Annotated in this window: 20 protein-coding genes; 12 read left to right on the top strand and 8 right to left on the bottom strand. The window is 36.2% G+C overall.

Translation table 11 applies throughout. The features are described 5' to 3' along the window. Positions 1–19: 19 nt before the first annotated feature. Both R4146_RS01915 and R4146_RS01910 read left to right on the top strand, forming a co-directional pair. A complete protein-coding gene (locus R4146_RS01915) occupies positions 20–856 on the top strand; it encodes a zinc-ribbon domain-containing protein (RefSeq protein ID WP_339959768.1) in 837 nt (278 codons plus the stop codon). A 22-nt stretch (positions 857–878) separates the two neighbouring features. Further along, on the top strand, positions 879–1,715 hold the full coding sequence (locus R4146_RS01910) for a zinc ribbon domain-containing protein (protein WP_339959767.1): 837 nt from the start codon (positions 879–881) through the stop codon (positions 1,713–1,715). Between the two features lie 57 nt (positions 1,716–1,772). On the opposite strand, the gene R4146_RS01905 is transcribed toward R4146_RS01910, so the two are convergent. The 3 genes from R4146_RS01905 to R4146_RS01895 form a co-directional block, all read right to left on the bottom strand. Then, complete coding sequence (locus R4146_RS01905; protein WP_339960627.1) at positions 1,773–2,627, bottom strand: IS3 family transposase; 855 nt, start codon at positions 2,625–2,627, stop codon at positions 1,773–1,775. Between the two features lie 11 nt (positions 2,628–2,638). Next, positions 2,639–3,148, bottom strand: a complete 510-nt coding sequence (locus tag R4146_RS01900; RefSeq protein WP_339959675.1) for a helix-turn-helix domain-containing protein — start codon at positions 3,146–3,148, stop codon at positions 2,639–2,641. 76 nt (positions 3,149–3,224) lie between these two features. After that, entirely contained in the window at positions 3,225–4,577 is a 1,353-nt protein-coding gene (locus tag R4146_RS01895; RefSeq protein WP_339959766.1) for a dihydrolipoyl dehydrogenase family protein, read from the bottom strand. Between the two features lie 145 nt (positions 4,578–4,722). On the opposite strand from R4146_RS01895, the gene R4146_RS01890 reads away from it, so the two are divergent. Then, a complete protein-coding gene (locus R4146_RS01890) occupies positions 4,723–5,061 on the top strand; it encodes a hypothetical protein (protein WP_339959765.1) in 339 nt (112 codons plus the stop codon). Between the two features lie 42 nt (positions 5,062–5,103). Here the strand turns inward: R4146_RS01890 and rpmJ are convergent, their stop codons facing one another. After that, a complete protein-coding gene (rpmJ, locus tag R4146_RS01885) occupies positions 5,104–5,220 on the bottom strand; it encodes a 50S ribosomal protein L36 (protein WP_260117074.1) in 117 nt (38 codons plus the stop codon). Between the two features lie 172 nt (positions 5,221–5,392). Between rpmJ and R4146_RS01880 the strand changes: the two genes are divergently transcribed. From R4146_RS01880 to R4146_RS01870, 3 genes are all read left to right on the top strand, one after another. Further along, on the top strand, positions 5,393–5,899 hold the full coding sequence (locus tag R4146_RS01880; RefSeq protein ID WP_339959764.1) for a GNAT family N-acetyltransferase: 507 nt from the start codon (positions 5,393–5,395) through the stop codon (positions 5,897–5,899). A 76-nt stretch (positions 5,900–5,975) separates the two neighbouring features. Then, positions 5,976–6,719 carry an SDR family oxidoreductase gene (locus R4146_RS01875; RefSeq protein ID WP_339959763.1) on the top strand — a complete coding sequence of 248 codons (744 nt, stop codon included), beginning with the start codon at positions 5,976–5,978 and terminating at the stop codon, positions 6,717–6,719. Next, entirely contained in the window at positions 6,719–7,075 is a 357-nt protein-coding gene (locus R4146_RS01870) for a MerR family transcriptional regulator (RefSeq protein ID WP_339959762.1), read from the top strand. The genes R4146_RS01875 and R4146_RS01870 overlap by 1 nt, the downstream gene beginning before the upstream one ends. A 54-nt stretch (positions 7,076–7,129) precedes the next feature. On the opposite strand, the gene R4146_RS01865 is transcribed toward R4146_RS01870, so the two are convergent. Then, the gene (locus R4146_RS01865; protein ID WP_339959761.1) at positions 7,130–8,485 is read right to left on the bottom strand and encodes a glutamate--cysteine ligase; all 1,356 of its coding nucleotides are present in this window, start codon (positions 8,483–8,485) and stop codon (positions 7,130–7,132) included. A gap of 607 nt (positions 8,486–9,092) precedes the next feature. Between R4146_RS01865 and R4146_RS01860 the strand changes: the two genes are divergently transcribed. Further along, positions 9,093–10,178 carry a metal-dependent hydrolase family protein gene (locus R4146_RS01860; protein WP_339959759.1) on the top strand — a complete coding sequence of 362 codons (1,086 nt, stop codon included), beginning with the start codon at positions 9,093–9,095 and terminating at the stop codon, positions 10,176–10,178. A 14-nt stretch (positions 10,179–10,192) separates the two neighbouring features. Further along, positions 10,193–11,833: a peptide ABC transporter substrate-binding protein gene (locus tag R4146_RS01855; protein WP_339959758.1), complete on the top strand. Its 1,641-nt coding sequence runs from the start codon at positions 10,193–10,195 to the stop codon at positions 11,831–11,833. A gap of 50 nt (positions 11,834–11,883) precedes the next feature. Here R4146_RS01855 and R4146_RS01850 read toward each other — a convergent pair whose 3' ends face one another. Together R4146_RS01850 and R4146_RS01845 are read right to left on the bottom strand one after the other, a co-directional pair. Then, on the bottom strand, positions 11,884–12,402 hold the full coding sequence (locus tag R4146_RS01850; RefSeq protein WP_339959757.1) for a GNAT family N-acetyltransferase: 519 nt from the start codon (positions 12,400–12,402) through the stop codon (positions 11,884–11,886). A gap of 223 nt (positions 12,403–12,625) precedes the next feature. Further along, positions 12,626–13,126 carry an ROK family protein gene (locus R4146_RS01845; RefSeq protein WP_339960634.1) on the bottom strand — a complete coding sequence of 167 codons (501 nt, stop codon included), beginning with the start codon at positions 13,124–13,126 and terminating at the stop codon, positions 12,626–12,628. A 111-nt stretch (positions 13,127–13,237) separates the two neighbouring features. Between R4146_RS01845 and R4146_RS01840 the strand changes: the two genes are divergently transcribed. Both R4146_RS01840 and R4146_RS01835 read left to right on the top strand, forming a co-directional pair. Then, entirely contained in the window at positions 13,238–14,800 is a 1,563-nt protein-coding gene (locus R4146_RS01840; protein WP_339959756.1) for an MFS transporter, read from the top strand. A gap of 322 nt (positions 14,801–15,122) precedes the next feature. Then, positions 15,123–15,650 carry a PadR family transcriptional regulator gene (locus R4146_RS01835; protein WP_339959755.1) on the top strand — a complete coding sequence of 176 codons (528 nt, stop codon included), beginning with the start codon at positions 15,123–15,125 and terminating at the stop codon, positions 15,648–15,650. 180 nt (positions 15,651–15,830) lie between these two features. Here the strand turns inward: R4146_RS01835 and R4146_RS01830 are convergent, their stop codons facing one another. Then, a complete protein-coding gene (locus tag R4146_RS01830; protein ID WP_339959754.1) occupies positions 15,831–16,730 on the bottom strand; it encodes an ROK family protein in 900 nt (299 codons plus the stop codon). A 242-nt stretch (positions 16,731–16,972) separates the two neighbouring features. On the opposite strand from R4146_RS01830, the gene R4146_RS01825 reads away from it, so the two are divergent. Next, positions 16,973–17,866: an ROK family protein gene (locus R4146_RS01825; protein WP_339959753.1), complete on the top strand. Its 894-nt coding sequence runs from the start codon at positions 16,973–16,975 to the stop codon at positions 17,864–17,866. Positions 17,867–17,890: 24 nt separating this feature from the next. Further along, the gene (locus R4146_RS01820) at positions 17,891–19,294 is read left to right on the top strand and encodes a glucose-6-phosphate isomerase (protein ID WP_339959752.1); all 1,404 of its coding nucleotides are present in this window, start codon (positions 17,891–17,893) and stop codon (positions 19,292–19,294) included. Positions 19,295–19,475: the final 181 nt, after the last annotated feature.

Below are 19,475 nucleotides of genomic sequence, written 5' to 3'. Positions count from 1 at the left end.
AATTTGGAGGAATTAAATAATGAAACAATGTCCTAATTGTGGGAAAGAAGTCCCAAGTAACTCAAAATTTTGTACATATTGTGGGTTTAAGTTTGATGAACAACCAGCTGGTGCAAATGTAAATCAGTCTAATGATAATCAGAAACAACCAGGGAATTCTAATCCGGGTCAACCAACGCAGAGACAAGAAGCGTTTAATGAAAAGACTGCAGAAGCTAAACAATTTTCCAGCAATTATTTTCAGTGGTTTATGGATACATTAAAGCATCCAACTCGCTTTAATCGTAATACTAATCAGTACTTTGGTTTAACTTCATTGATCATTTCAGTAGTGTTAATTGCCATCTTAATTAATCAAGCTTTAAAGAATATTCCAACATTTCTTTATAAACTATCTACGATGTTTGATAGTGGTTCAAATAGTAGTGATGCTTCATCAATTGCACAATTTACTAGTTCTAGCCAATATAATGAAGGAATTAGAGCAACGTTTACCCATGTTTTTGCATATTCAGTCGTGGCATTAGTATTGGCAGTATTGATTCCATTCTTAATTAAAAAGGTAGTTTACCACGATTCACAAAAGTTTTTGAGCTTTACTACTGAATTTGCGACAGAATCTAATTATGTTTTATTGATTGAAGTATTAGTTATTATCTTATTATCACTAAATATGTTTGTATTCGCTTCACTTGTATTAACTGCATTTATTTCAGTTGGTTATACAATCGCGTTTTATTACTCACTCTTTAGAAATAGTCATAGCAACCAGTTAGATAGTATCTACGCCGTCTTAATTGGGGTTGCTGTCCAATTCATAGTAGCATATTTATTAGTATCTGGATTTGCATTTTAATTAATTGAGGTGAATTTTAGTAATGAACGATAAAAAATTTTGTCCAAACTGCGGAGCCCAAGTTGATGCTAACGCAGAATTTTGTCCCAATTGTGGGTACAAATTTAGTTTAGAAAACGATAACAACCAACAACACATTTATGATCAAGCTGATGGCGGGAGCACTAGTAATAGTGAACCAACTTCATCAAATGATAATTTTAAACGTAAGCAACCAAATGACAGTAAAAATAAGTTAATTACATTCTTAATTATCATTATTGTGTTACTACTAGCCGGTGGTGGATATGCCGCTTATAAGTTTGTGCTAACGCCAGGCCATACCCAAACCAAGAAGGCAGCTTCTTCTAGTAGTAGTGCGAATAGCAAGGCTACCAGTAGTGTTGCTACTAGTAGCGCTACTAATAGTTCAAGTGCAAGTAGTGATACTGAAGATAGTGCTAGTTCATCTACTAGCGTTCAAACTATTTCAGCTGATGATGCGAACTCATTGTTTACTAGTTTGTTTAAAACCGTTTCTGAAAACGTTAAGGAAGACTCTTTTGATCAAAGCGATTTCGACTCAATGTTTGTCAGTGGTAGTGATAATAGTTACTACAAAGACTTAGCTAACTGGGTGGATGCAGAAAGTAACAATGTTGACATTAACTCAGTTGATGCGACAGTCCAAAACCTAACTACAAAGGGGAATGTGGCTAACTTCCAAGTTAAGTATGTGTTCTATCAAACTAAGAACCGGCCTAACCATGTGCAAGTATTTAATTGGCATGCTCAATTGAAAAAGGATGATCAAGGTAACCTAAAGATTATCTCTTGTGCTTCTAATAATAAGGCTGTAAAAGATTATGAATCAGATTAAATAAAAAGACCGCTATGATGTGCACCCCAAAAGTTGTACATTATTATATTGTTTTTCCTAGGCGGAAAGTTTCCGGTATTGAACCGGTGACTTTCCGCCTAGTTTTGTTTTAATACGATGATTATTGTAATAATCAATCCATATTTTCATTGACGACATTAAATCTTCTTTAAAGTCATAATTACAGTCCATGATTTCAGCTTTCATAATATGGAAAAATGATTCCATAGGTGAGTTATCTATACAATTCCCCTTACGGGACATACTTTGAAATATCTTATTCTTCTTAAGCTCTTTTTGCCAGATATGACTTTGATACTGAGCTCCCTGATCACTATGAATTGTCGTTCTGTATGGTAAATCCTTAACTAATTGAATAACTTCTTTCAACGGTTTCATAACACAGTTCATATTTGGATGGCTGCTAATGTTATAGGATATTATTTCACCAGAAAATAAATCCATAATAGGTGAAAGATAAATACGATGATTAATATCACAATTTCCATATCTGAATTCACTGATATCAGTACAGAGCTTTTGATATGGTCTGTCAGTATTAAATCTTCGATTTAATTGATTTGATTTAAGTTTTCCAACCTGACCACGATAGGAATTATACTTACGTGTTTTTCTTGAATATGATGAAGATAGTAAATTATTCTTTTTCATTATCTTTAATACTAGTTTGTGGTTAACACGGTATCCACGATTAGTTAATTCTAAACACACTCTTCTATATCCGTAGGATTTATTTTTATCTTTAATATCCTTGATAATTTTAGCGATTTCAGCGTGCTTATCAGGCTTATTTTGGATTGATCTAATATAATAATAAGTACTTCTAGATATCCTTAATGCCTTTAGTATTAATGTTTTAGTGGTATGGTATTTCAGCCTTAGTTCGTCGATTATTTTAATAATTACTTCTGGTCTTCTTCGTCGTCTAAGGCCCTCAATTTTTTTAAGAAGTCATTCTCTATTCTCAACATTAAATTTTCTTCTTCAATCTTCTTCAATTTTTCTTTATCGGTATTAGTATTGTTTGATTCGGCTTTGTTAGTTTTCCTTTTTGTCATGGCTTTTCTTTCCCTTCGGGACAATAAACCATCAATACCTTTTTGCTCTAGTCGTTTTTCCCAAGTCCAGATAGTTGATGGAGAAGGAATATTAAAATGATAAGCTGCCTCTGGATAAGATGATTTAGTCGTTTTCATCCAGTTTAATATATATTGTTTCTCTTTGGTAGAGTATTCGATTATATTCTTTCTTTTTTTAAGACCATTTAGTCCATGTTTTTTGTAACTCTTAACCCAACATAAAACAGTATTTCTACTTTTAACTCCAAAGTTTCTAGCCACCATTTGCGATCCCATACCGTTTAGGTATGCGTTAATTACATTTAATTTATCTTCTACTTTATATTTAGACACAAAAAAACACCCCAAAGTTTTGTACAAACTTTGGGGTGCAGTGCACTACGGCGGTCTTTTTTCGTATCTTTAATTATTAACCAGGTAATCCACCACTAAGCATTTGGAATAGTCCAAAGCTTTCATCTGGAAAGGCCATGATCATTTCATCGTCAATGGCATCTGGTGTCATGTGTTTGCTGATCATAACGGTCAACAAGTTTGCGAGTGGCACGGCTTGGTTACCCAAAATGGTAGCACCAACGATTTGATTTTGTTGGTTTAAGACAATGGTTGCTTCAGCCTTAGGTTCATTCTTAGTTTCAAAAACTACTCGGCCATAAGGAATCCGCTTGATTTGATAATCATCATTATCAATTACATCATCAACTTTAACCCCCACTTGAGCTAGTCTTGGCAGGGTGAATAGGGCTTCTGCGATTGGTGGGTATTTAATTGCAGCAGTTGATTGACCTAAAATTTGTTTAGCAATGTAGTTAGATTCAAATGCAGCAGTCGGCGTTAGCTTAGGTTGAGGTTTGTCAATTGCATCCCCACTAACAAAAATGTTATCCACACTAGTTCGTAAGTGATCATCAACTTTGATGCCACGTGGACTAGCCGCAATGCCTAATTTATCCAAACCAACTTGTTCATAATTAGCAACCCGTCCCGTTGCATCTAACACGTAATCAGTATTGATGGTCGTTCCATCATCAGTTTTAACGACTAATCCAGCGTCAGCCTTTTCCACTGATGTAACGGATTGATTGAAGTAGAACTTGATGCCCCGTTTTTGCATCTGCTTAGTTAGTTTTTGCACATATTTAGAATAAAAGGCACGTAATGGTTGATCGGAGTGTCCAATGATTTCGACTTCTGCTCCAGCTGCATGTGCTAAGTCAGCAAATTCATAAGTAATGATTCCAGTACCGATGAACGTAATGTGCTTAGGCATTTCAGGGATGCTCAAGAAGTCACGACTTTCATGAAGATATTCTTGACCAGGAATATCTAATTTAGCAGGTCTAAGGCCGGTCCCGATTACAATGAAGTCAGTTTCATAACTATCATCACCAACTTGAATGTGATGGGCATCAGTAATTTGACCCCAACCATCAATGATATCGATTCCCATCTTAGGAAAGCTATCCCGAATGGCATTGTGGTCTGGATCTGAATCTAAGATTTTGTGTTTGTACTTCATTAAGGCTGGCCAATCAATCTTTAACTCACCAGTTAACCCAGTCTTTTTATATGCTCCAACTTGATGTAATAGATCAGCTGGACCGTCTAGTAGCATTTTGGCATTACAACCATAGTTGGTACAGGTACCAAATAATTTGTCACCCTCAATTAATGCGACTTTCTTACCCGCTTGAGCTAGCTTAACGGCACCGTGCCATGCTGCATGGCCACTACCGATAAACATAACGTCGTATTTTTGCATTTGAAACATCCTTTCTCAATTTGAATAGCACTATTTTAATGGAATTATTTGAATAAACCAAATGATTTGCACAAGATATATTTGTTGATAATTTGTACATTTTTGATTTTAGATTAGAATGTTAATCAGATAGGAGGTGATTAACATGCAAATTAAATCATTGTTATTATCAATGGCCACTGCAGCTGTCATTTCAGTTAGCATGGCCCAAGTAACGGCACAGGCTAACGGGTATCAATATGCCCAAGAAGCCACCCGTTCAGTGCGGGTCATTAAGCGCGTGCCCGTTTACCGTGGTACCGCTGGCCCATATGAAGCAGCTAATCGATTTAAACTAGCTGGGTATATCAAACCAGGGACCCACTTAAAAGTATCACAGTATTTTATGAGTACCGGTGGGTACATAGTAAAGAACCATAAGTACACAGCAACTACAAAGCGGTTTTACATTGTGCCTAAGGATAATAGTAGCTGGTTTGAATAAAAAAGCTACTAACTCACATGGAGTGAGCTAGTAGCATGGTGATTAACCTTGGCGTTGTTTTAATTTAGGATTCTTTTTATTAATAATATAAACGCGGCCCTTACGGTGAACCACTTGACTATTTTCATCGCGTTTTTTAACAGATGCTTTTACTTTCATATGAATAGCCTCCTATAGATTGAGTTCTAAAATACAGTGCTTACCATTTGTAAGCACACAATATAATACCACAATTATTGTAGAATAGTTGGGATAAAGCTCAATATTCTTTATTTAAGCGATTTGTTATAATACATTTATGTAAGTTAGGAGATGTTTAATTATCGAGCCTTTGATTGAACAATGCACAGTTAATGATGTAAGACAATTACAAACGATTAGCCGTCAGACTTTTACCGATACATTTGGTGCCGAAAATACCCCAGCTGACTTGGCACGTTATCTTGAGTCCGCATACAATATTGATAAGTTGACTAAGGAAGTTCAAGACCCTAATTCGTTTTTCTACTTTATTAGAATTGGCCAAACCGTGGCTGGATACTTAAAGTTAAATATTGATGATGCCCAATCAGAAGCAATGGGATCCGATACTCTTGAAATTGAACGGATTTATATTGATAAGGAATTTAAACACCAGGGATTAGGTGGCATGTTGTTTAACAAAGCCATATCTGAAGCCAAGCAACACAATAAACATAAAGTTTGGTTAGGAGTATGGGAACATAATGAAGATGCCAAAGGATTTTATGAACATAAGGGCTTTCATCCCTTTAGTGACCACGTCTTTACAGTCGGAACAGATAAGCAACGGGATATTCTAATGGAAAAATTAATTTAATTAGACTCATTTCATTTGCGCTATAGTTAACTATATGGTTTATGCTATTAGCAACGAATGAAGGAGGACTTTAATTATGACTTTAAAAGATAAGGTAATTGTGATTACTGGTGCTAGTTCTGGAATGGGTGCCGCTACCACTAAATTAGCAGTGGATGAAGGCGCAAAGCTAGTAATTGGTGCACGAAATGCTGATAAGCTTGCTGCTTTAAAGAACAGTACCAGCCACCCAGAAAACGTAATTACTCAAGTAACCGATGTCTACGAATTAGACCAAGTCGAAGCGTTGGTTAAAACTGCAGTGGATGAATTTGGTCAACTCGATATCATTTACAATAACGCTGGAATCATGCCACAAGATACCATTGCCAATAGTGATCCTAAATCATGGCAACAAATGGTCGATACCAATATCATTGGGGTACTGAACGGAATTAAGGCCAGTTTACCTTACATGCATAAGCAAGGCCACGGCTTAATCATGGCGACCGACTCAGTTGCTGGACACGTGTTATACCCAGGTTCTGCTACCTATAATGGAACTAAGTTTGCTGTGCGGGCCATCATGGAAGGACTTCGTCAAGAAGAACATGCAAACGGGATTAAATCTGGCATTATCTCACCTGGGGCCGTTAATACCAATCTATTTGATAGTGTTGGTAACCAAGAAATCGAAGCTAATCTTAGAAAGATGGCTGAAGATAACAGCATGGTACTATCCGCTGAAGATGTTGCCCATGCAGCGATTTACATGATGAGCCAACCCGCAACGGTTGATGTCAATGAAATCATTGTTCGACCAATCGGGCAAAGTATCTAATGCGCACTAAAGAAGTGGCCAAGCACTTTGGAATTACCGTTCAAACGCTTCGTTATTGGGAACGCAGTGGCTTGTTGTCACCAGTGCCGAAAGATAGCAATGGTTATCGCGATTATGATGATGATAACTTAGAACAGGTTAAATTTGTGGTTTGTATGCGTGCTACTGGGATGAGTATTGCAGCATTAAAAAAATATATGATGCTATTTGCAGTCGGTCCCAGTACAATTGATGAACGCAAATCATTGTTAGCGAATCAAGTTAAATCAATTGATGCCCAAATGGAATCATTACGCTCAGCCAAGAAATTGTTGACCTATAAAATTGAACACTATGAAGAACTATTTGGTAAATAATAGTTAAATTCCAAATTAAAAAACCAGTCCTTTTGAAAGAGGACTGGTTTTTTACTATACATCCCAGCTACCACCAAAGAGGTATTTTCTTAAGTCTTCGGCTGTGGGTTGATCATTATCTTCAAATTCACGGTAGGGACGGAGCGCTTGAAGGGCACCATCTTGGTAGTCACGACCTAATTTAACGGCGTATTCCACTAGTGAATTGTTTTTAATGTGGCCTAATAATTGGCCACTAGGGGTTAATTCAGGGTACTTAACACGGAGTTCCATATCTTGAATAATTTCTTGGTATTCTGGTCCGGCTTGAATGGAATTAACAAAGAATTTGAGTTGCCGGATAAACGATTGGGCATACACCCGGTAAGTACATTCATTAGGTTTTTCCAACGCCACCGTATCATTCATTTGATTGGCGCGATCAAGGGTTTTAACCACTTCACTTTGCTTGATGGATGGACTCATAATGAAGTAACTAGCCATTAATCTTAAGAACCGAATCGTTCCAGTGCGGATACCGACTGAACTACTAGGGTCTAAATCCAACATTCTAAGTTCGATGTATTGGATTCCCTTCTTTTTCATTTCGTTTAAGTCATTGTCACCACGCAGTCTAACCGGTCCTTGACCTTCCGCAGTTGATAGGAGGGTCTTATTCTTAACGGCTTCGTTCATTGAATCCACATAGGTATTCAAATTCGTGTAGTCAGCAAAGAACTTAGCCCCAAAGCCAAAGCTGGTACTTTGTCTAAGGCTTCTAACGGGATGGTGAGGTCGATTTTCGTTATCAAAATAATTTTCTTCAGCAATTGGACTAGCACCAAAGAGGTATGTAATTAACCAACGATAGCGAATGAATCCTTGTGCCATGGTCATGTACAAGTAGTTTTTAACATCTTGTTCTGACTCAAATCGATTTTGAAAGTTATCGTAAATCATTTTAATAACATGGGGACGCACACTTAAATTAACGTGGGTTCCACAAGGGGCCCCTTCTGAAATGCTATGTTTTTTTAACCAAGTTTCAAAGTATTTTTGTTTTTTAGGGGTAGTATGGGCAATTAAAGTTTTGTCCTTTACCTTAGGCATAATTGGTGGCATGGATAATGGCCATAGAATTTCGCCGGGGGCGAGTGCCGTTCGTAATGCCGTGTTAATACTATATAGATAGTGAACCGCATCGATGGCATTATTTGCCGGTGGGGTCACAATTTCAGACATTGCTTCTAGAAAATCATTTGTGATCCAGGGATTAGTAGTTTCATCCCCGATTGTATTTGGGTATGGTTCGGTACTTAGATGACCGGTTTCATCTGCCCGATCTGATTCAACTTCAAGGCCCATCTTGAAATCAGAAGTTTTAGCAACAGCTTCATTATCAAAAATGAGTTGACCAATTTTACTTAGCATTGTAATTCCTCCTTGAAATGTTGAAAGTTCAACATTTATCATTCATCATAGGCTTGTTTGTTTAATTAGTAAAATTAATTTATTTAATTTAAAGATTAGATAACATAATACAAATGATATACCAATGGTTTATCAATTGATATTATTTTATTTAATTTTAGAATTAGTTTTTTTAATGCATTAAATCGATAAATTAGATTGACTTATTTAAAATCTCATTCTAGAATACTATCCATCAACTAAAATAAATATCCGTAAATTTTGAAGGATTAGGTCAATCGTTTTATCCAGCAAGTGTCGCAATGATGAGAGGACATTAAAACCGTTGGCTAAAAGTTCAAAATATTGGTTTCACTTTACGAGGTGAAATGGTCGTACCCATTAATGTACTTAGAGGAGTCAATATTTTGACTTGAAGATGGGTGGTACCACGTGAAAGCGTCCCTTAGTAACGATTGTTGCTAGGGGGCGCTTTTTAATTTAGAGGGGAGTGTTTAATTTGAGTAAGGTAGTATTTATAAATGCAAATATTTTTGACGGGATTCACGATCAGATTCATGAGGGGGCTTAGTTTTTAATCGATAACCAAACTGGTCGCATTGTTGCAATGGGTACCGATCAAAGTCAGGTTCCAGAAGCTGAGCAAGTGGTTGATGTCCATGGCCAATACATAATGCCTGGATTAATTAATGCTCATACGCACATTACAAATGATCCAACTAAGAGTGATGGTGGAGTTAAAAACATTGTTGAAACAACGGTGGATGCAATTAAGTTTTTACACCAACTATTAAAGTCTGGCTGCACATATATTCGGCAATGTGGAAGTACATATGGTGCAGATGTAGATATTAATCAACTTATTCAGCAAGGCAAAATTAAACAAGTGCCTAACGTTATGGCTTCTGGCCGGGCATTTACGATGACTGGTGGCCATGGCGACTATCCACACGGTGGTTATGTGGTGGATTCGCCTGATGAGATGCGGAAAAAGGTTCGTGAGAATTTTAAACATGGTGCTGAGTGTATCAAAATTATGGCCAGTGGCGGTGTAATGTCACCTGGTGATCGTATGGACGAAGCGCAACTTACAGTTGAAGAAATGAAAGTAGCCGTGTATGAAGCACACAATAAGCATGCCATTGTAGCGGCACATGCTGAAGGCAATCCAGCAATTCAAAACGTAATTGATGCGGGGGTAGATTCCATTGAACATGGCTTTTACATTACCAATGCCCAAATCGAACAAATCAAAGTACAAAATATTTATCTAGTTCCGACCATCGTAGCTGCTTGGTCGGTAGCAACGTTTGGTAAGGATGAACTACCAGCGTGGGAATATAACAAGATGTCTGAAGCAATGGATGATGCATATGCCAATATCAATAATGCATATCAAAAGGGTGCCAAGATTGCTTTAGGAACGGATGCCGGGACACCATACAACGATTTTGAGATGACAACGCCAAAGGAAATCGAACTATTGGTTGATAAAGAAGGTTTCACGAACTTTGATGCCCTCCATACTTCATATCATTCTGCCGAATTGATGGGCATCAGTGATGAATATGGATCAATTGAACCAGGCAAAATGGCTGATTTTATTATCATGCGCGCTAACCCATTAGCGGATGTTAAGGCTGTTCAACAAACTGATAAGCAAGTTTATAAAAACGGAATTCGTGAATTTTAAGGAGGTAGAACATAATGAAGAAAAAAGGATTTATTTTTGCGGCTGCCGCAATGATGGCCATTGGGATGGCAGCGTGTGGCAATCAAAATAGTAGTGATAATACTAAAACGAGTAATAATGGAACCACTAAACCAATTAATTGGATGGAAACTACGGAATTAGTTACGTTAGACCCTTCTAAAGCATCAGATTCAATTAGTCAAAATACGCTACAAAATACGAACCAAGGTCTATTGATTAATATTAATGGTAGCACTGTTAAACCAGGGGTAGCTAAGGACTACAGCGTCTCCAAGGATGGTAAGACGTATACATTTAACCTTCGTCACTCTAAATGGAGTGATGGCTCTGAAGTGACCGCCCAAGACTTTGTATATGGGATGCAACGAACGGTGAATCCCAAGACGGCCTCACAGACTGCATATGATTTTGACCACGTTGAAAACTACGATGCCGTGCGCAACGGCAAGATGCCACTTAGTAGCCTCGGTGTGAAAGCTGTTGGTAAGTACAAGTTGGTAATCAAGTTGTCCCAACCAGAACCATACTTTAAATACTTAATTACTGGTTCAGACTTCTTCCCCCAAAAGGAAGCATTTGTTAAGAAGTACGGTTCTAAGTATGGGACTAGTGCACAAACTAGCATTTACAATGGGCCATATAAGGTCACCAACTGGAATGGAACCAATGAATCCTGGACACTAGTTAAAAATAATGAATATTGGAATGCCGATCATACTAAGATTCAAAAGGTAAAAGTCAACGTTGAAAAGGATTCTGGAACTGCTTATAACGAGTATCAATCCGGTAAGTTAGATGAAATGATGCTATCAACGAAACAACAGGTTGATCATTATAAGAACAGCCCAGAATATCACCAACGGTCTAATTCAGGAACTTACTACGTTGAGTTGAACCAAAAGAAGGTCGCTGCGTTCAGAAATATGAACATTAGAAAGGCCCTTTCAATGATTATTAACCGGGCCCAATTTACTAATGACGTAATGGGTGATGGCTCATTCCCAGCTAAGGGGGCCGTAGGGAAAGGCGTTGCTAAGTATAATGGCAAGGACTTTACCGATGCAGCCTATGTAAAAGACGCCGTTTCTTATAATGAAAAGGAAGCCAAAGCCCTCTTTGCAAAGGGATTGAAGCAAATCGGTAAGAAATCAATTAGCGCTACGATTACTTATGATGACACCCCACTAGGTAAATCTGTGAACGAATTCTTGCAAAGTGCGTTCCAAAAACTACCTGGCTTTAAGGTGAATACTCAAAACGTACCACAAAAGACACGGATGACTAGAGCAGCAAGTGGTCAGTTTGATATTACCGTTGCTGGTTGGCAAACTAATTATCCTGATCCAATGGCATATCTAAAGCTATTTACTAAGGACAATCCTTATAACTTTGGTAAGTGGAATAACGCCGCTTATAACCAATACGTAAATGCTGCTGAGACGACGGATGCTAATAATCCTGGTAAGCGGTGGGATGATATGATCAAGGCACAAAAAATTCTAATGGATGAACAAGGGATTATCCCATTCTACCAACGTTCCCAACCACAAGTTATGAAGACGAACATTAAAGGGATTGGGTATTCCCCAACTGGTGCAATTTGGAACTTTACGGATGCATATTTAACTAAATAAATTCTATTAAAAAACGCTAATCAGCTGGAGCTGGTTAGCGTTTTTGGGTGTTATAATTTTAATTCGTATGCATATTGTGGTTGGGTAACATCAAAAGCATCATGAATGATACCGCAATATTTAAAACCAAAGTTGGTTCCTAAATACTGCATCCGGGTGTTGATAGGGCGGGTATCAAAGCGAATGTTTTTAAACCCGCTAATGCTAGAAATGGTGATTAGATTGGATAAGAAAAATGAGCCTAAGTGCATTCCACGATATTGACCTGAAATGGCAATTCGATGGATAACTTGATATGGTTCATCAGGATGCTGCCAACTACCGTCAATCTCACTGTAATTTGGTTCGGGTTCACTTGTTAAACAAGCAGTACCAGCGATTTTTCCATCAATAATTAATACGTAACTATTCTTTTTGATGATGTCTGTACTAATCGTGGATGCATTCGGATATCCAGCTTGCCACTGATTACTTCCATCGGCTTTTAGTAGTGCTTTAGCTTCATTAATGATGTTCATGATTGATGTTAAATCAGATTCCTGTGCAATTCTAACATAAGTCGTAGCCATATAAATTCCTCCAAATAATTATGAATATAATAAAAAACAGTGCGCATTGAATAAAATAAAGGGATAATCACTCCTTCATGATTTCAACGGCACTGTTCATTTGGTTACGCCTGCAATTACCAATATTTGATTATTTATATTCTAATTTAGATTAAGGCTAAAAGCAAATAATTGTAAGCACTAATAGAAAGACCCACCATCAATAAATCCTGGTGGGCTTTTCTTAATCCATTGTTACATCCGATGCCGAGTAAAATTCCTTCTTAGCTAGTGAAAGATTACCAACGATTGATAACTTCCGACTAGAATTGGAAGGGGCAACTAGGTAGTCATCGATAGGGCCAACTTCAACGTAATTGTTCAATAGTTTCTGAAATTGTTGTTTAATCTTTTGTAGTTCCACCTCATTAACAATGTCACCACCCAAGATAATCTTTTGTGGGCGCATCAATAGGGTGGCTTGAATGGCAGATTGAGCAATGTAGTAAGCAACAATGTCCCAAATGGGTTCGAACATGGAGATTTCCTTATAGCTCTTGCCAAACCGCGCTTCAAATGCTGGTTCAGCAACTAAGCCTTCTAGACAATCACCTTGGTAAGGACAGGTGCCCTTAAAGGTTTGATCGTCTGGATGGCGTTCAGGGTAAATGTGACCGATTTCAGGACTACCCTGATAACCAATGAGTTCACCATCGTTAACGATCCCAGCACCAAAGCCCTTAATACTTTAATAAAAATGGTCATTGCTTTTTTTATAAATAAAATGTATATTATTAACATCAACTATATTAATGATGTTAATATGGTTGATGTTAATAATATAAGGGGGATAATTATGAGAAGTAAGTTTTTTAAACATATCATATTTATGTTTGGTATTTTTATATGTATGTTGGATACCACTATTATGAATGTTTCATTGCCTTCTATTGCATCAGATTTTCATACTGGTCTAGATAGTCTTTCTTGGGCATTAAATATTTATACAATTCTTTTTGCATCACTAACAATTCCATTAACAAAACTTTCAGAAAGATTTGGTGAATATAAATTTTATATAATTGGTTTATTCTTGTTTGGAATTGGATCTTTACTATCTGGTATATCTAACGTGACTGAATTATTACTTTTAAGTAGAGCAATTCAAAGTATAGGTGCCGCTATAGTTTTTCCATTATCAATGACTTTAGGTATTAAGATTGTAGGTGATGGAGATCGTACTGGTGTTATTGCAAGTTTGGGAGTAACGCAAGGATTAGCAGCAGCACTAGGTCCAGTTATAGGAGGTATTATTACAAACTATCTTTCGTGGAGATGGATATTTTTTGTAAATATACCTATTGTTTTATTCATATTAATTCTTGGATTATTATTATTTAATTTCAAAGATGAAAAGAAGAATAAAGCTAATTTTGACTTATTTGGATCTTTATTAATCATTACTTTTTTGTTTTCATTAACATTAGGACTGATTAATGGGAGAACGTGGGGTTGGTATTCATATAAAATACTAATTACATTTGTAATTTCTATAATTTCTTTTATGTTATTCATATTCACAGAAATAAAACAAAAAGATCCAATGATTCCAATGAATCTTTTTAAAAATCGACAATTTGTGGGAGCAGCATTAGTAATTTTAATAAGTAATTTATTTTTAGTAGCTGTTACGGTTATTTTGCCTACATACTACTCAAATATTGAAAATTACGATTCATTAAAATCATCCATGATGCTTGTTCCTATAACTCTAATGATATTTGTAACAGCCCCACTTTCAGGATTTGCATTAAAAAAAATAGGTGCACGATTACTTATAAGTATAGGATTTATTTTTATGATTATTGGATACTATGGATTTTCGAATAATGGTTTAGATTCAGTAAAATTGGCAATTATATTTGGATGTTTAATGGGAATTGGATATGGAATTATTACAGGACCAATAACTATTATTGCTGCATCAGACTTTAATGGTTCTTTATTAAATTCATCTCAAAGTGTAGCAGGTGTGTTAAGACAATTTGGATCAGTATTAGCAGTATCGATTTTTGTAACTTTCTTATATATAAACCTAAATAATGCTCAAAATGAATCATTAAAATATTCCAATGAAAGTATTTATAATATACAAGCTCCATCAAATATTAAAAATAAAATAATTAGTGAAACTGATAAAAGTATTAAAAATCGGAACACTAAGAATGTTAAAAAAGTTAATACTGGCATTGTGCAAATGGACAATAGCATTAACAAACAGTTAGACAAAATAAAGAACGTTAGCAAATATAATTATTCATTAGCTTTTAAGGAATTGTATAAAAAGGCTTTACCTTTTATGATAATAACAATATTATCAGTATTCCTTTTTAAGAAAAAAAGTGTGGATAGGAAATGACATCTGTTATTACAAAGATTTCAATAACATCTTCATTAGGTGCAGACGTTAACGAAATAAGTAAAAATATTATTAACTATGATTCTTGAATATCAAAAATATATTTAGTGAACTAAAATATGAACTATTAAATAGTCAGCATCTAAAATTATTGTATTCGATTTAACTCATTGGATTAATTCAATTAAGATTATTAAAGCTAAAAACAATAAATTTGTTTTTAGCTTTAATAATTTACTATATACTGCAATGTTTAAATACTTTAAAATAAAAGACGGAATTTTATTATTAAGTGTATAATGCAAAAAGAGCGGGTGATTAAGTGAAAGGTAAAGATATTATACTAGGATTGCTTAATTCTAAAGGACCATTAACCGGTTATGAAATAAACGAAATTCTTCAGAATCAATTTGATCATTTCTATGAAGGTAGTTATGGAATGATTTATCCAACTCTAAGGACATTAGAGAATAATAAATGCGTAAAAAAAGAAAAGGTTTCTCAAGAAGGAAAACCTAATAAAAATATTTTTTCTATTCTCCCTTTAGGTGAAAAAGAATTAAAAAAAGCTCTTCATACAAATCTTGAGGAAGATGAATTTAAATCAGATTTTTTGATGAAAATGTATTTTGGTGTGAATTTTTCAAAGAATGAAAAAATAAAACTAATTGAGAAACAAATAAATATGAAACAACATAAATTAGATTTATTAAAATTAAATTTAAAAAAATGGAAAAATAATGGCATGAATAATAATCATAAATTTACATATGATTATGGAATTGTTTATTATAGTTCTAGTATTGATTTTTTAAAAAAAGAGCTAAGCAAATTACAAAATTACGATTAAGTATGGATATTAGTGGTAAAAAATCTTAATTATTTTAGTGCCAGAATTAAGGAATTAAATTAATATAATAAAAAACAGTTTCGTTAACTATAAAAGGAAGGCTATTCCTTATTACTATTAACGGAACTGTTTATTTATTATGCTTGTCATTATTAGTTTTTAAATGTGGATCGGATTTTCTTATTCAATCGTCACATCCGATGCCGAATAAAATTCCTTCTTAGCCAAAGATAAATTACCGATAATAGATAACTTACGACTAGAATTAGAAGGGGCAACTAGGTAGTCATCGATAGGGCCAACGTCAACGTAATTGTTCAATAGTTTCTGAAATTGTTGTTTAATCTTTTGTAATTCCACTTCATTTACAATGTCGCCACCTAAGATGATCTTTTGTGGACGCATTAATAGGGTGGCTTGAATGGCAGATTGGGCAATGTAGTAAGCAACGATGTCCCAAATCGGTTCGAACATGGAGATTTCCTTATAGCTCTTGCCGAATCGCGCTTCAAATGCTGGTTCAGCAACCAAGCCCTCTAGACAATCACCTTGGTAAGGACAGGTTCCCTTAAAGGTTTGATCGTCTGGATGGCGTTCAGGGTAGATGTGACCGATTTCAGGACTACCCTGATAACCAATGAGTTCACCATCGTTAACGATCCCAGCACCAACCCCTTTACTAATGGTGATGTATACAAGGGAGAGCACTGGATGGTTGGCAAGTACGGAAGTGATGTACTCACCATAAGCAGTACTGTTAACGTCAGTAGTGAATGAGATTGGGACTTTGAGGTATTGCTTAAGCGTTCCCAATAAATTAACGTTTGACCATTGGGGCCGCGAAGAATCTAGAATGTATCCATATTTAGATGAGTAATTTCTTAATTCCAATGGACCAAATGATGACACGCCAATTGCTTTAACATCATCAAATTTTTGAAAATACCGAATTACATTTCCCAAGGTGGTTTTAGGATCAGTCAATGGGAATTCAACTTTATCAATAATTTTAACGTGGCCATCACCAACGGCGCAGGTGACGTCTTCGTCACGAAATTCAATACTGCCTAATAATAACATATGCCAATCCCTCTTTTCAGGTTTGCTAAGCTAATTTACACTTTAAAAATAGCACAATGGGAAAGCGCTTTCAATGATTTTAACTAAAAAATAAAAATAAAAAATAATCGTTGTTTATTGTTGAAACCGCTTTCAATAAGTGCTATCTTTTAGTTGTAGAAAAGCAAAGAGAGCTTTCTACAGTGTATAATATAAGTTAAACGAGAATTAAAATTGAAGTTAAATAATCAGAGGTGATGGCAATGCTATTTGGAAGTATTGAAGCCGGTGGAACTAAGTTCGTATGTGCAGTTGGGGATGAAGATTTCAACATTAGAGATAGTGTTCACATTCCAACTACTACTCCAGAAGAAACGATTGGCAAATGTGTTGAATACTTCAAGAAGTTTCCTGACATTAAAGCCATTGGAATTGCTTCGTTTGGACCAATTGAAGTTCGGATTGATAATCCAAAATATGGGTACATCACGGATACCCCTAAGAAACACTGGTCAAACACTAATTTCTTAGGAACCATGAAGAAATACTTTGATGTGCCAATGTATTGGACAACTGATGTTAATGGATCTGCTTATGGCGAATACATTACATCGATTAAAAACCACAATCCAATTCATTCATTAGTATATTACACGATTGGAACTGGAGTTGGAGCTGGAATCGTTAATAACGGCCACTTTCTCGGTTCAATTGGTCACCCTGAAGCCGGACATGTTAAATTAAAGAGAGCTAAGGGTGATGAAAACTTCAAAGGGATTTGTCCTTATCACGGTGATTGTTTAGAAGGCCTTGCTTCAGGTCCTACGTTCGATGCGCGGACTGGTAAGAAGGGTAAGGACGTTCCATTGACCGATCCAGCCTGGGATTATGTTGCATACTACGTAGCACAAGCTGCGGTTCAAGCAACGTTATTCATTCGGCCAGAACGGATCATCTTTGGTGGTGGCGTGGTAAGCGAGCCATTCCTAGACATGGTCAGAGTCCACTTCAAAGAAATCTTTAATGACTATGTTGCAGTTGGTGACTTGAATGAATACATTCAAATGCCAAAGGTAGCCCACAATGGGTCTGCAACGGTCGGTAATTTCTCGTTAGCACTCAAACAATACTACAAAGAAAACATCGTTAAAATTTAACCACATTAATCACGAGGTGATAATATGACAAACGTATCATTTGATGAATCAGCATTAACTAACTTTGTTGAACCAAACGAATTAAAGGAAATTCAACCAATGTTGAACACGGCCCGCGATGAATTGATCAACGGGACCGGGGTTGAAAGCCAAATGCGTGAATGGTTAACCTTGCCAAAGGACTATGACCGTGAAGAATTTGACCGGATTAAAAAGGCTGCTAAACAAATTCAATCCGATTCCAAGGTTTTAGTTGTAATTGGAATTGGTGGCTCGTATTTAGGTGCTAAGATGGCACTCGACTTCCTACACGATAACTTCTACGAATCCACTCCAGATGATCAACGTGAATTCCCACAAGTTATCTTTGCGGGAAACTCAATTAGTGGTTCTTACATTCATGACCTCATTAAGTTAATTGGTGACCGTGACTTTTCAGTAAACGTGATTTCTAAGTCCGGGACGACCACTGAACCAGCCATTGCCTTTCGGGTGTTCAGAAAGTTATTAGTTGAAAAGTATGGTGAAGCAGACGCTAAAAAGCGCATCTACGTTACCACAGATGCTAAAAACGGTGCCCTTAGACAAGAAGTGAATGCGAATGGGTATGAATCATTCATTATTCCTGATGGCATTGGTGGCCGTTACTCGGTACTATGCCCAGTAGGGTTATTGCCAATTGCTGCTTCCGGAGTTGATATTGACGAATTGATGCAAGGAGCTGCTGATGCGCAAGACTTCTACACAACGAAACCATTAGCTGAAAATGGGGCATTAAAGTATGCTGCTTACCGGAATATCTTATACCGGAAAGGATACACTAATGAAATCCTAGAAAACTATGAACCTAACTTACGGTTCTTAGCTGAATGGTGGAAACAACTAGCTGGTGAAACAGAAGGGAAAAACAATAAGGGAATTTACCCTAGTTCCGCTAACTTCTCCACTGATTTGCATTCCCTTGGACAATACATTCAAGAAGGAATGCGGAATCTAATGGAAACCGTTGTTTCAATCAAACAACCACCATTTGATGTTGATGTTCCAGAAACTGGTAACAATGGGGATGGAATTCAATATCTAGAAGGTAAGACCATGAACTACGTTAACCAAAAAGCATTCGAAAGTGTTATTTTGGCGCACACAAACGGTGGCGTGCCTAATATGATGGTGAACGTTAAGGACCAAAGTGCTTATAGTTTAGGAGAATTAATTTACTTCTTCGAATTTGGAATTGCGGTCTCTGCTTACTTGAATGGGATTAATCCATTTAACCAACCTGGTGTGGAAGCATACAAGAAAAACATGTTTGCACTATTAGGTAAGCCAGGTTATGAAGACTTGAAACATGAAATTGAAATTAATGCTGCTGCCAAGAACCAAAAGGAAGCCATTAATAATCAAGAATCAAATAACTCAGTTAAATAATTAACCTTATGAAAAGTAACCGTCCATTTAAGGGCGGTTATTTTTTATGCAATTATTGCTTAAAAAGATTATAATATTAACTAAAATTAAAAGGAGGCGATCAAATGGCGATACAAGATCAAATTCATCGAGCAATCATTGCTAAAAAATTAAATATTATTGTCATTGTTATCGATCGCCT

Source organism: Nicoliella lavandulae (assembly GCF_037546185.1).
Classification (GTDB): domain Bacteria; phylum Bacillota; class Bacilli; order Lactobacillales; family Lactobacillaceae; genus Nicoliella; species Nicoliella lavandulae.
Note: the sequence above shows the minus strand (reverse complement) of the source record. Positions and strands in the feature narration are given on the sequence as shown.